The following is a 13,403-nucleotide window of genomic DNA, read 5'->3' as shown; positions in this document are numbered from 1 at the left end:
GAAAAGAAAAAGCCGTGTTTTCACGGCTTTTTTTATGCTTATGACTTTAATGGCTTAGTTGTAATAAGTAATAACGGTAACAAGGTTAGGTTCAGGAATAATGCTACTGCCATAGCCAAACCAGTTAGTAGGCCAAAATAAATCGATGGAATAAATTCTGATAGAGCCAATATCGCAAAGCCAAAGATGATGGTGACGCCAGTGTAATAAATGGCTTTACCAATACTGCCATGACAGCGCTTCATGGTTGCTAAGTAGTCGTTATCTTTGGTGAACTCAGCTTTAAAGCGATGCACATAGTGTATCGAGTTATCGACCGCGATACCGATCACAATGGCGGCAATGGTAATCGTCATCATATCCATTGGAATACCTGCCCAACCCATAATACCGAGTACTAGAGCTGCAGAAAGAGCATTTGGAATAGTGGCCAGTATGGCTAAGACAAACGAGCGGAATAGAACAATAAACATCAGTAAGATGGCTAAATAGACAGCTCCAATCGTTTTAATTTGTGAGTCGAACAAGCTCTCGAGCATATTGTTATAAAGCACTAACATACCCGTAAAGTGTACTCTTTCTTGCGCAATACCTTCTTCGTTTACGATGTAATCGTTGATGGAATCTATAAGCTCGGCACGTTTTAAATCATGGTTAGTTTCTTGGACACGTATATTAATACGAATCTGATCACCTTCTTCCGAAAGGTAAGGTGACATTAGTACTGAGCGAACGTCTTCTGGAGTTTTTTGATGCACTAAGCTCAAAGTTAGCTCATCCGGATATTCGCCGCCGTTCATTTGCTCTAGGACTTTGGCATAAGTGGCGATCGATTGAACTTTACCGGTAACGCCTAAGCTATCTATATAATCATGAATACGTTCTACTTGTTTCAATCTGGCTCCCGTAAACCAGTAACCAGGGTCGTAAATACCGCTATCAAAGTCATCGCCAAACTCGTCTTCAAACTCATCCTCAGCAACTAGCGAAGCTTCATCGCCTTTGTCGATGACAATATCTAATGGAGTTGTACCACCGAGCTTTTTATCGATAACCGTCATGCCCTGATAAATTTCAGTGCTTGGTTTAAAGTAATCAATAAAACGGTTTTCAACTTTGAGTTGAGTAATGCCATAAGCACTAAAACCGATAATGCCTACAGTGACGAAAAAGATTAGCGCTTTGTAGTTTACGGTAAAGCTATAGATCCAGTTTGTAATTTTATAGGTAATGCTGTTGCCGCTGGTATGACTGTCTTTTTTAAGTAGCTGTATAAAGCTTGGGAAAATAATAAAGGTAGTGATAAAGCCTAGTACGATACCGATCGTCATGATCCAGCCAAAGTCTATCACAGGGCGAATACCGCTAATCAACAACGAGATAAATGCGACGATAGTGGTTAGAGCTGTATAGAAACAAGGCCAGAACATGGTCTTTAATGTGGTCGAGATGCGCAGTTCTTGCTCTGAGTCTGGGTTCGCTGATATATAGTCTCGGTAATAAACGGCAAGGTGGACATTCAGCGCTAAAATCACAATCAGAAGAATCGCTGGGAAGTTGGATGAAATAACCGTGATTCGCCAGTCGAGGAAGCTTAGTAAGCCGGCCAGCATGATAACGGTAATAACACAGGAAGTTAGCGGCAACAGTACCCAACGTATCTTGCCGAAGAATACAAATAGGGCAAGCATTATAAAGAGCAGAATGCCGACGCCGAAGACGGTAATGTCATGCTGAATAAATGTTAGCATGTCATTGGTAATCATCGAAATGCCGCCTAAGTGCATGGTAGCTATATCACGATAATCCTGCATGATTTTTCTAACGTCTGCGATGATGGCGCTAGTTCTTTCAGAGGCCTGTTTACTATAAGCGTCAAACTCTTTTTCTAAGCGAGATAATTCTTCTTTTTCAGTGCTGGAGAGTTGTTCTGACTTTGCTTTGGCTCTGAGTTCATCGCGAGCATCGAGTAATGAAAAGTATTTTTCGTCGCGTTCAAAGTTGATTTGAATGGCGCTAGTGTTGCCACCTTCTCCGACCAATAAGTTCTTATATAGAGGACTTTTTGAGAATTCCTTAAGCGCTTCTTCACGGTTAGTTGTAGGGCTGGTAAGCGTAGGTATTTCTTCACCTAAAGCATCAGTATCAAGTGTAACATTACCAAGTAACGGTACGTTTAAGATGCTATTAACGTTAGAAACAGTGTCGATTTCTTGAAGTTCAGCAGTAAGTTTTTTTAAGCCATCAATGGACTCGTCGCTTATTAAGCCATTTTTAGGCTGCCAAGTAATGATTAGGAAATCATCTGAGCCATATTTCTCATTAACTTGGCGGTAGTAGTCTATCGACTTGTCGTTTTCAAGGGTTAAAGACTCGCCCGAGGCATCGAGGCGGAATTTCGGCAACTGGCTCGCGGCTAGCAAGGTCAAAATAAAGACAAAGATCAGACTCGCTAAAGGGTGCTCCAATATTAATTTCCTATAAAAACTAAAGAAAAGAGATTCTTTGTGTTGTGTCATTGTATGTCCTAGTTGCTTTCGTTCGTAGGTGCCACATAAAATTTTGGCATGGCGCGCACGCTTCTAACGATATTATCTTTAACTTGCAAAATTTCCATTGGATAACCATAAAGGCGTAGACATGTTCCAGCCTGCGGTATGGTTTCTAAGTATTCTGTTATTAATCCGTTTAACGTTTTCGGACCTTCAGTCGGTAGCTTCCATTCCAGGGTTTTTGTCAAGTCACGGAGGGTGACGGTCGCATCAATGAGATACACGTCTTCGCCATCTTTTTGAATATCTTTGTTAATGCTCGACATTTCCGTGGTGAAGTCTCCCACGATTTCTTCAAGAATATCGTCAAGCGTTACCAGCCCTTCAATATCACCATATTCATCGACAACCAATCCAACGCGGTCACGTTTGCGCTGGAATTTCATTAGCTGAGTATGCAGAGGAGTACCCTCTGGAACGTAATAAATCGGATCAAGGTGCTCTAAAATTCCTGTGGAGTCATTCGATTCCATCTCAAGCACACGACCAAAGTTGCGGGCATGAAGGAAGCCTTCAACGTTATCAATCTCACCGCGAAATACCAGCAGTCGAGTATGAATACTGTTTCGTATTTGCTCGAGGATGTAGTCCATGTCGTCGTTAAGATCGATTCCGATGACTTCATTTCGAGGAACCATAATGTCATCAACTGTCACGGTTTCAAGATCCAAAATACTCAACAACATTTTTTGGTGTCGACGCGGAATCATAGTTCCTGCTTCATTGACCACCGTGCGCAGTTCTTCTTGGCTGAGGTGATCGTCTTGGCCAGAATTCGAGTTAACACCAAAAAGTCGCAGTAAAGCATTAGCTAAAAAGCTTATGAGCTTAATCGCTGGATTAAAGATAGTGGAAAGCAGGTTGAGTGTCGGAGCTGCGAAAAAGGATATCTTCTCTGGATTGAGTGCGGCTAACGTTTTTGGAGTCACTTCTGCAAAAATTAGAATGACAACGGTCAGCATTAACGTTGCTGCGAAGATTCCACCTTCACCCCAAAAGCGAATGGCGATAACCGTGGCGATCGCCGAAGCGAGAATATTAACGATGTTATTACCGAGTAAGATTAAGCCTAACAGTTTGTCGGGGCGCTTCAGCATTTCATAAACTCGCTTTGCTCTCTTGTCGCCACTTCGGGCGCGGTGCTTGAGGCGGTAGCGGTTGAGCGACATCATGCCCGTTTCTGAGCTAGAGAAGAAGGCTGAAAGAAGAACGAGCAAACCCAGTATTAAAAATAGGGATCCGGTTGACAATGATTCCAAGAAAAACTCCGTTTTTTTTTATAAAATATACTGGACAACCAGCTTAGTGCCGAGAAAGCCTATGCTCAGGATAACGAAAGCAATAATACACAAACGCGCAAAACGGATACCGCTTAATCTAGAGCTCTTATACCCGATGTAAAATGTACAGAAGCTGAACCAAGCTAGAACCGATAGAATAATTTTGTGTAGCGGTTGAGACTGAATAACAATATCAGGCAAGCCGAAGCCAAGGCCAAAGGCGAAACCTAAACAAATAATGCCGGACAATACCAGCGCCGACAGGAAGTGCTCCATTTCTAATAGAGGAGGCAATAGGGGGTGTATACTGGCTGGTTTGTGGCGAAGTTTGTTATGCAAAACGAGGACCAGAATACTTTGTAACGTTGCTGCAAATAGCAAACTAAAACCGATGATTGATAGCCATACGTGCAACACCCCAAGCCCGTTATTGCTAAAGTTAACAATATTCGGCTCTTCAGGAAACATGCTAAGTAAGTTAACTACTCCCGCAATTATTGCGGTATATAGCATTAAATGCGGAGTTTGTTTACTAAATCGATAAATGGTAACCAGAAGTACCAACACTAAAGTGATTAAAGAGGCGAGGCTTAGCAAGGTCAGGTTTTGTCCCTGTTCACTGCGACCTTCTATCAACATATAAACCGCGAGCAAGTGAAGAGCCGCTGGAATAAACGGCAACCACTTACCCCAATCTGGAACTTCCTGTGCTGGGTGGCGTAATCGTCGCATGAGGAAGAGTGCGAGTCCGAGATAGGCCAATCCTGTCAATAGTTGATATATGAGTGTCACTTTATGCTTAATAATTATGAGTCAATTCTAAACGCTATTTTAGAGGAAAACAGCGCTTTAACAAGCGCTTCTGAGTATAAATAGCAATGTCTAAGGTGGCGTTTCGTGGAGTTTTTTCAAAATCATTGAAAAATGTCAGATTCATCACTGCTCATAGGTGCTTAGAGGTGGTTGAAATCGTGCAATTCTAGGACGATTGGGTATAATTGCGTCATAGTTGTAAATATCATCATATTTTGAGTTGGTTTAAGCCTCACCATAGGTTAAATGTCAAAAGTGAACTGACCGTCATAAATAAGTGAGTTATATCGAATGTTTGATAGTTTAAGTGATCGCCTCTCAGGTGCCCTGAAGAATATTGCTGGAAAGGGCAAAATTAGCGAAGACAATATTAAAGAAACGCTACGTGAAGTACGTATGGCGTTGCTTGAGGCTGACGTTGCGTTACCTGTAGTAAAAGAATTCATCGCGGCAGTTAAAGCTCGTGCGGTTGGCACAGAGGTTGGAAAAGCGCTAGATCCAGGCCAAGCATTCATCAAAATCGTTAATGATGAAATGGTTAAAGCCATGGGCGCAGAGAACGATGCGCTAGATTTAAGCGCTAAACCACCAGTGGTGATTCTATTGGCCGGTCTGCAAGGTGCGGGTAAAACAACCAGTGCCGGTAAACTGTCTCACTTACTTATCAATCGAGAGAAAAAGTCTGTGATGGTTGCTAGTGCTGACGTTTATCGTCCAGCAGCGATAAAGCAGCTCGAAACTGTAGCTGGTGAAGTTGGTGCTAGCTTCTTCCCGAGTACTACCTACCAAAAACCTGTCGATATTGCTAAAAACGCAATCGAAGAGGCACGTAAGCAATTTGCTGACGTCATCATCATCGATACCGCGGGTCGTTTAGCGGTTGATGAAGCTATGATGGCTGAAATCAGCGAGTTACAACAAGCCGTGTCGCCGACCGAAACTCTGTTTGTGGTTGACTCTATGACGGGTCAAGATGCTGCAAATACAGCTAAAGCATTTAATGATGCCCTTGATTTAACCGGTGTTATTTTAACCAAAGCTGACGGTGATGCTCGCGGTGGTGCGGCATTATCCATCCGTCAAATTACCGGCAAGCCGATTAAGTTTATCGGCATGGGTGAAAAGCTCGACCAGTTGGAGCCATTCCACCCTGAGCGAGTAGCTTCACGAATTTTAGGTATGGGCGACGTACTCAGCTTAATTGAAGAAGTTGAACGTAAGGTTGATAAAAAGAAAGCCGAGAAAGTCGCTAAAAAAATCATGAAGGGTAAAGGTTTTGACCTTCAAGATTTCCGCGATCAGCTACTTCAAATGTCTAATATGGGCGGCATGGCAGGCTTGATGGATAAACTACCTGGTATGGGGCAAATTCCAGAAGCAGCTAAGCAAAAAGTTATGAATGACAAGTCCACCGGTCGAATGGTGGCGATGATTAACTCTATGACGCCTAAAGAGCGTGCGAGACCAGAATTGATTAAAGGCTCGCGGAAGAGAAGAATCGCTAATGGTTCCGGAACTCAAATTCAAGATGTTAACCGCCTTTTGAAGCAGTTTAATCAAATGCAAAAGATGATGAAGAAGATGAAAGGAAAGGGTGGCATGATGAAAATGATGCGCGGTATGCAAGGAATGATGCCACCAGGAGGCGGTGGTGGAATGGGAGGCATGCCTCCTTTTGGACGAAAATAGCTTGTACTCAGAGACTCATTCGTTAGAATCGGGCGACTTTACTGTACGATTTTGGAGAATGATATGAAACTATTTGGATTAGTCGCTGCCAGCGTCTTATTAACGCTATCTCTAGGCGCACAAGCGGAAGGCGAGACTACGCAGGGTGCAAACCCTCAACAAGCTGGTATGGAAGCCATGATGATGCAGATGATGAAGCAAGAAATGGCAAAAGCTTGTCAGGACAAAGAAATGCTGTCTTGTCTAGAGATTAACGAGTCTGACTGTAACGCAATGATGACCGGTGTTTTGGATAAATGTATGGCACCAAACTTTAGCCAACTGATGGCAGCTCAAGGTATGAGCCAAGAAGAGCGTGACGCACTTACTGCTGAAATGGAAAACTGCTCAAAAAGCGTTAGTGAGGAGCATGGCATCGACCCAGAAAAGGCACAAAGCTGCTCTAGCGCCAAGAAATAAATATAATCATAGAGTTAAAAGCGGTTAAGGGTATTCCTTAGCCGTTTTTTTATGCCTTCGATCTAACCTGTTAAACACGAAAGAGCCGACAAAAGTCCTTAACAGTTTGTTATAATAGCGACCGCTTTTATGTTTTAAAGCAATCGTAGCTTAGGAAAACTGTTGAAACAGTTGGAAATGCCCGAAATATTTGGGTTTATAGGCAAAAACGGTTTCCAAAAGGGTGCGATTTCATTTATAATTCGCGCTCTTAAAATTTAGTAAGCCTCGTAAGCGCCTAAAAAGGGGGCTTTGGGGTGTATTGTATTTCTTATTAGAGGATTTAAACGTATGGTTAGCATCCGTTTAGCACGTGGTGGTTCAAAAAAGCGTCCTTTCTACCACTTAGTAGTTGCTGATATTCGCGCACGTCGCGATGGTCGTTTTATTGAGCGCGTTGGTTTCTTTAACCCTGTTGCTCGTGGTAACGAAGAGCGTCTACGCGTAGACAACGATCGCGTCCAACACTGGATCGGTGAAGGCGCGCAAATGACTGGTCGCGTTGCAGCGCTAGTTAAAGAAGCTGCTAAAGCTGAGTAATTTTAAATTTAATTAAGAATATTATTGATGTCTAAAGCTTTTGAGCCATTAGTAGTCGGCAAATTAAATGGGGCTCATGGCATTAAAGGTTGGGTCAAGGTCTATTCCTTTACTTCGCCGAAAGAAAATATTTTTAATTATAAACCGTGGTACTTAAAGCTTAATGGCGAATGGCAAGAAGTTGCTATTGTAAAAGGTCGTGAGCAAGGTAAAACATTGGTCGCACAACTTGAGGGTTGTGATGATCGAAACCAAGCCGAAACCTACCATGGTATTGAAGTAGCGATAGATAAATCGCAACTGCCAGAGCTAGAAAATGGTGAATATTATTGGCGTGATCTCATAGGATTAAACGTCGTTAATCAAGCCGGTGAACAGTTCGGGCAGGTAAAAAAGTTGATGGAAACGGGTGCCAATGATGTGTTGGTGGTTAAGAAGCCGAAAGGCGACGAATTACTGATTCCTTATGTACCTGATTATAGCGTAATCAATGTTGACCTAGAGGCGGGAGAGATTCTCGTTGATTGGGAGTCTGACTATTAACACTGATGCAAAAGCGTTGATGAATATACATATCATCAGCCTTTTTCCACAAATGTTTGAATCAATTTGTGAGCAGGGTGTGGTTGGACGTGCGGTGAAACAAGGTAAAGTCAATGTGGCGGTTACAACCCCGCGAGATTTTACCCAAGATAAACACCGTACCGTTGATGATAGGCCTTATGGTGGTGGACCGGGCATGTTGATGATGACTGCGCCACTAACAGAAGCTATTCGTTATGCTGAGAGTTCCATGACTATTTCGAATAGTCAGCCTGTTTATAAGGTGTATTTATCACCTCAGGGCAAAAAACTCGATCATCAACTGGTTGAAACATTAGCACAAAAGCAAAATTTGCTTCTTGTTGCGGGCCGTTATGAAGGAATTGATGAGCGTGTTATTCAGTCTGAAATAGACTTGGAGATATCGCTTGGGGATTTTGTTCTTAGCGGTGGGGAAATTGCAGCAATGGCTGTGATGGACTCTGTTATTAGAACCTTGCCTGGTGTTTTGGGTCACCAAAACTCAGCACAGCAAGATTCTTTCGCGGAAGGTTTATTGGACCATCCGCATTATACACGACCTGAAGTTTACGAAGGTCAACAGGTCCCGCCCATATTGCTAACCGGCGATCATGAAAAAATTCGTCGCTGGAGGCTGAAGCAATCTCTGGGGAGAACCTGGTTAAGACGTAAAGACTTGTTGGAGCAAATCGAGTTTAACGATGAGCAACAGCAACTTTTACAAGAGTTTATCGAAGAGAATAGCGAATAACGCTGTCTCTTTTTCACAATTTAATTTATAGAGCAGACGCTCAAATGAGGAGCAACAGCCATGAGTAATATCATCCAACAGCTAGAAGCTGAACAAATGAACAAAGAAGTACCAACTTTTGGTGCTGGTGACACAGTAGTTGTACAAGTTAAAGTTAAAGAAGGCGATCGTGAGCGTTTACAGGCTTTTGAAGGCGTTGTAATTGCTAAGCGTAACCGTGGTTTAAACTCAGCTTTTACAGTTCGTAAAATTTCTTCTGGTGTTGGCGTTGAGCGTACGTTCCAGACTTACAGCCCATTAATCGATAGCATTGAAGTTAAGCGTCGTGGTGCTGTTCGTAAAGCTAAAATCTACTACTTGCGTGACCGTAGTGGTAAATCTGCACGTATTAAAGAAAGACTTGACGTTAAAAAGTAAGTTTTTCTCAGTGAAGATTAAAAGCAGCCCTCGGGCTGCTTTTTTTGTGCATCTCATTTATATAGTGCAATTAAGCTGAGCAGTATCTTTAGTTCGTTATAGAGTTAAGGTAATCTATAGTTATTGTTTCGATAGGACTGTATTTTGGTAGATAGACGCCGTAAGAAGTGTGATGCTTCACCTGAAGATATTAATGAAATTGAACTATTCTGTGATCATGTTTGGATGGAGCAAGGACTTTCTGACGCAACTCTTTCCAGTTATCGAACGGACCTTAAAATTTTTGCAGCTTGGTTAAAGTTAAACAAAAGCGGATTACTAAAAGCTGATCAGAGTCATATTCAATCTTATCTGGCGAATCGTTATAAGCAAAAGTACAGTGGCCGCTCCACAGCCCGACTTCTATCGTCTTTGCGTAAGTTCTATGGTTACCTGTGCCAACAACATCGGCTCCAAGTTGACCCTACTCAACAAATTGAAAACCCTAAAATTCAAGCGCCTGTTCCCAAAACCCTGAGTGAACAGGATGTTGAAACCTTGATCGCACAACCTGATCTTGAAACGGCTATTGGTTTGCGTGATAGAGCTATGTTGGAACTGTTATACAGTAGTGGTCTACGCATCACTGAGCTTATCAGCATCGAGGTTAATCAAATTGGTTTTGTGCAGGGCGTGATGCGCGTCATAGGTAAAGGGGATAAAGAACGACTGGTCCCGATTGGTGAAGAGGCACTAGAGTCAATCCAAGTGTATTTAAAATATGGGCGTCCTGAACTTGCAACAGCAGAGGGTAATGACTGGCTATTTTTAAGTACGCGCGGTACTAATATGACACGTCAAACCTTTTGGCACCGCATCAAGCATTATGCAAAGTTAGCGGGCATAAGAAGCCATATATCACCGCATACTTTACGCCATGCGTTCGCTACCCACTTGTTGAACCATGGTGCTGATTTAAGGACTCTACAAATGCTATTGGGGCATAGCGATTTATCAACCACTCAGATTTATACTTATGTAGCTCGAGAGCGGTTGAAGCAGTTACATTCAGAACATCATCCGCGAGGTTAGTGGTTAGCGTGTAAATCTTTGTAAATCAGCTTACTAATTACTAAATGACTTGGCTAGAATAAGCTGTAAGAAAGTCTCGGTAGCTTTATGTTGACGAAATGCTACTAAATCCATTTTCGAAAAGAACTTTTAACCCTATGACGAATTTAAGCAAATTGTTATCTTTAGCACTCTTCGCCTCATTGCCTATCATGACACCATCGAGTGTGGCTTCTGCCAGTAGTGTCGAGGCCGTTAATGTGCAAGCAGCTAGTAAGAAACCCGCTAGTTCGGAGCTGAATCCAGTGCAAATACGACAATTGCTACAGTCGAAGTTTCCTTCTGCTAGTATTCAGCATGTCGCGCAGTCAGAAATAGCTGGGCTTTATTCCTTTATGTTACAAGGCGATCTCTACTACATTTCCAGTAACGGCAAATATTTGGTGAAAGGTCAGTTACTTGATATTTCTACACCCAAAGTCAGCAACTTGTCATCTAAACGTATGGCTGAAATTCAAAAGCTAGAATCGCCTATGCGCATTGCTGAAATCAACAAGCTTGATGAAAGTGATATGGTGATTTATAAAGCACCGAACGAAAAGCATGTAGTGACGATTTTTACCGATGTGGATTGTGGTTTTTGTCAGAAACTTCACCGCGAGCGTCAGGATTATCTAGACCTTGGCATTACCTTGCGTTATTTAGCTTTTCCAAGAGCGGGTTTGCAGTCTAAGTCCGCGAATAAACTTAGAGGCATTTGGTGTGCATCGGATCCACAAACTGCTATGACGGATGCAAAAATACACAATAAATACCGCAATGGCACCTGCAAGACACCTTTTCAGGAACACATGTATTTGGTACGCAAGTTTGGCCTAAATGGAACCCCTGGTATTATTTTAGAAAATGGTGACTTAATTGGTGGCTATCTTCCTGCGGAAGTCTTAAACCGACGGCTGAACGAACTTAACGTTAACAAACAAGAAGTGGCTAACAAATAACATTCCCCGTTATGAGTCGATATACTGACTTTCTAGGGGTATAAAATGGCTAAGACTCGACGGCCTTCGCTAGCTAAAACGGTGAAGGTTCGACAAGCTGCCGCGGTCGACATTACTTCCAAAGGTGCGCCCATAATTTGAGCTGATTCTAGCAAGTCCCATGAGGCTTGTTGTAACTCCTCACCCGTTCCTAATAACACAGCTTCATAGCTATCTATTTTCAGTGCTTTCAAGAGTGATTGGTCAAAATCGCTAACTTTCGTTGGCAGGTGCCCATTTTCCAAGGTGTCTAAGCTGACGCTAACAGGCTCGAAGTATCCAATATTATTTATCGTAATACAGTTGTCGGAGTAGGAGCTGATTTGGTATTGACCAGCTGATTTGTCGAGTGAAATATCCATTGAATTTGATCGTTGGTTAACAGATTACTTTTGCACAATGCGTGTATTTTCAGTATAACGAACTTCAGTTTTAAGTCTAACCAATAATATTGCTGTAAGACGCATAAGGTGTGTATGTCGCTTAACATTCGCCGAAGAAATTCTAACAACAACCTCGCATTAACCTCTTCATCACTGCTTAACAGGATTTATATCAACCGTGGAGTACAGTCAAAGGAAGAGTTGGATTACCGTTTATCTGAACTTGAACCTTTTCATAGTTTAAAAGGCATAGAGCAGGCGGTGGAGCTGTTGTGGCAGAGTTTACAAAACCAAGATAAGGTTTTGATTGTAGGCGACTTTGACGCAGATGGTGCAACCAGCAGCGCCTTGGCAAAACTTGTCTTGAGCCAGCTTGGGATGACGGTTGATTATTTGGTACCTAATCGTTTTGATTATGGCTACGGCTTGTCACCAGAACTGGTGGAGGTCGCGAAAGAAAGTTCTCCAGACTTAATAATTACCGTCGATAATGGTATTTCGAGTATTGCAGGTGTAAAAGCTGCAAAAGACGCTGGAATAAAGGTTTTGGTCACTGACCACCACCTTGCAGGAGACGAGCTGCCTGAAGCGGATGCCATTATTAACCCCAACCAACCTGGCGATAATTTTCCGAGTAAAAACTTAGCTGGAGTAGGAGTGGTCTTTTATTTATTACTCGCTTTTCGAGCTCTTTTACGTGAAAAGAATTGGTTTGAATCGAGCACTGTCAGCGAACCTAATTTGGCGCATTACCTAGATATCGTCGCGCTAGGAACTGTTGCTGATGTTGTTCCACTGGATAAAAATAATCGAATACTAGTACATCACGGCTTAAAGCGGATCCGCGCGATGAAATGTCGCCCTGGGATTATTGAATTGTTGCGTATCGCCAAGCGCGATCCAGTCAAGATTAAGTCGTCAGATCTTGGTTTTGCAGTTGGTCCTAGGCTTAATGCCGCCGGTCGACTCGACGATATGAGTCTAGGCATCGAATGTTTAATAACTGAGTCGAGAGACAAAGCTGCGGAGTTAGCGCAACTATTACACAGCCTAAACAGCGATCGCCAGCAGGTAGAAAAAGAAATGCAGGATGAAGCTTTGGCGCAGGTGGAGTCGATGACTTTGGGCGAAGACACTGGTTATACACTCTGTTTGTATGAACCACACTGGCACCAAGGGGTTGTTGGTTTAGTCGCGTCGCGTTTGAAAGACAAGGTCTACCGTCCCTGCATCGTCTTTGCCAATGCTGATGGTGGCATCATTAAAGGCTCTGGGCGTTCAGTCAAGGAAGTTCATATACGTGACGCTCTAGCGTTAGTTGATGCTCGGCACCCTGGGTTAATTGATAAGTTTGGTGGCCACGCTATGGCGGCGGGACTGTCGTTACCGCAAGCAAATTTAGAAGCTTTCCAGGAAGCTTTCGAGCTTGCGGTTAAAGATGTTCTGGCTGGCCGTTCGATGGAGGATGTTATAGAAACAGATGGAGCATTATTGCCGGAAGAGTATCGGCTTGAAAGTGCGCAACTGTTAGCTCAGGCGGGCCCTTTTGGACAGGGCTTTGTTGAACCTGCATTTGATGATGAGTTTGAAGTGATTAATCAGAGAATTGTCGGTGAACAACACTTAAAACTAACTCTTAGAAAAGACAGTTGCTCACAACCGATAGCCGCCATTGCTTTTCGTGTCGACCCGAATGTTTGGGCAAAGCCAGTGTCTACCATACGAGCGGTCTTTAAACCTGACATTAACGACTATTATCAACCAGAGTTACAATTAATCATTACGCATTTAGAAGCCGTTGAGTAGTGTTCTTTTAGCCTACTGGC

The 13,403-nt window shown here is 42.9% G+C and carries 13 protein-coding genes; 9 read left to right on the top strand and 4 right to left on the bottom strand.

The window, feature by feature from the left end; genetic code table 11:
- Positions 1–38 precede the first annotated feature (38 nt).
- Genes ABD128_RS01315 through ccsA form a run of 3 tightly spaced genes read right to left on the bottom strand, consistent with a single transcriptional unit; the run spans position 39 to position 4,564 of the window.
- Positions 39–2,519: an efflux RND transporter permease subunit gene (locus ABD128_RS01315; RefSeq protein WP_343985442.1), complete on the bottom strand. Its 2,481-nt coding sequence runs from the start codon at positions 2,517–2,519 to the stop codon at positions 39–41.
- 8 nt (positions 2,520–2,527) lie between these two features.
- Complete coding sequence (locus tag ABD128_RS01310) at positions 2,528–3,811, bottom strand: HlyC/CorC family transporter (RefSeq protein WP_343985440.1); 1,284 nt, start codon at positions 3,809–3,811, stop codon at positions 2,528–2,530.
- A gap of 18 nt (positions 3,812–3,829) precedes the next feature.
- Positions 3,830–4,564, bottom strand: coding sequence for a cytochrome c biogenesis protein CcsA (ccsA, locus tag ABD128_RS01305; protein WP_343985438.1), 735 nt, complete (start codon positions 4,562–4,564; stop codon positions 3,830–3,832).
- Positions 4,565–4,936: 372 nt separating this feature from the next.
- Here ccsA and ffh point away from each other — a divergent pair, with 372 nt between their 5' ends.
- The 8 genes from ffh (at position 4,937) to ABD128_RS01265 (ending at position 11,155) form a co-directional block, all read left to right on the top strand.
- The gene (ffh, locus tag ABD128_RS01300; RefSeq protein ID WP_343985436.1) at positions 4,937–6,334 is read left to right on the top strand and encodes a signal recognition particle protein; all 1,398 of its coding nucleotides are present in this window, start codon (positions 4,937–4,939) and stop codon (positions 6,332–6,334) included.
- 63 nt (positions 6,335–6,397) lie between these two features.
- Positions 6,398–6,793, top strand: coding sequence for a hypothetical protein (locus ABD128_RS01295; RefSeq protein WP_343985434.1), 396 nt, complete (start codon positions 6,398–6,400; stop codon positions 6,791–6,793).
- A 330-nt stretch (positions 6,794–7,123) separates the two neighbouring features.
- Positions 7,124–7,372: a 30S ribosomal protein S16 gene (gene rpsP, locus ABD128_RS01290; RefSeq protein ID WP_343985432.1), complete on the top strand. Its 249-nt coding sequence runs from the start codon at positions 7,124–7,126 to the stop codon at positions 7,370–7,372.
- Between the two features lie 27 nt (positions 7,373–7,399).
- Entirely contained in the window at positions 7,400–7,915 is a 516-nt protein-coding gene (rimM, locus tag ABD128_RS01285) for a ribosome maturation factor RimM (RefSeq protein ID WP_343985430.1), read from the top strand.
- A 19-nt stretch (positions 7,916–7,934) separates the two neighbouring features.
- Entirely contained in the window at positions 7,935–8,687 is a 753-nt protein-coding gene (gene trmD, locus ABD128_RS01280) for a tRNA (guanosine(37)-N1)-methyltransferase TrmD (protein WP_343985428.1), read from the top strand.
- Positions 8,688–8,747: 60 nt separating this feature from the next.
- On the top strand, positions 8,748–9,104 hold the full coding sequence (gene rplS, locus ABD128_RS01275; protein ID WP_343985426.1) for a 50S ribosomal protein L19: 357 nt from the start codon (positions 8,748–8,750) through the stop codon (positions 9,102–9,104).
- Positions 9,105–9,248: 144 nt separating this feature from the next.
- On the top strand, positions 9,249–10,175 hold the full coding sequence (xerD, locus tag ABD128_RS01270; protein ID WP_343985424.1) for a site-specific tyrosine recombinase XerD: 927 nt from the start codon (positions 9,249–9,251) through the stop codon (positions 10,173–10,175).
- A 137-nt stretch (positions 10,176–10,312) separates the two neighbouring features.
- The gene (locus tag ABD128_RS01265; protein ID WP_343985422.1) at positions 10,313–11,155 is read left to right on the top strand and encodes a thioredoxin fold domain-containing protein; all 843 of its coding nucleotides are present in this window, start codon (positions 10,313–10,315) and stop codon (positions 11,153–11,155) included.
- Between the two features lie 32 nt (positions 11,156–11,187).
- On the opposite strand, the gene ABD128_RS01260 is transcribed toward ABD128_RS01265, so the two are convergent.
- Positions 11,188–11,556: an Mth938-like domain-containing protein gene (locus ABD128_RS01260; protein WP_343985420.1), complete on the bottom strand. Its 369-nt coding sequence runs from the start codon at positions 11,554–11,556 to the stop codon at positions 11,188–11,190.
- Positions 11,557–11,670: 114 nt separating this feature from the next.
- Between ABD128_RS01260 and recJ the strand changes: the two genes are divergently transcribed.
- Complete coding sequence (recJ, locus tag ABD128_RS01255) at positions 11,671–13,383, top strand: single-stranded-DNA-specific exonuclease RecJ (protein WP_343985418.1); 1,713 nt, start codon at positions 11,671–11,673, stop codon at positions 13,381–13,383.
- Positions 13,384–13,403: the final 20 nt, after the last annotated feature.

This window comes from Kangiella japonica (assembly GCF_039523535.1).
Taxonomy (GTDB): domain Bacteria; phylum Pseudomonadota; class Gammaproteobacteria; order Enterobacterales; family Kangiellaceae; genus Kangiella; species Kangiella japonica.
This window is presented reverse-complemented; position numbering and strand designations above follow the sequence as displayed.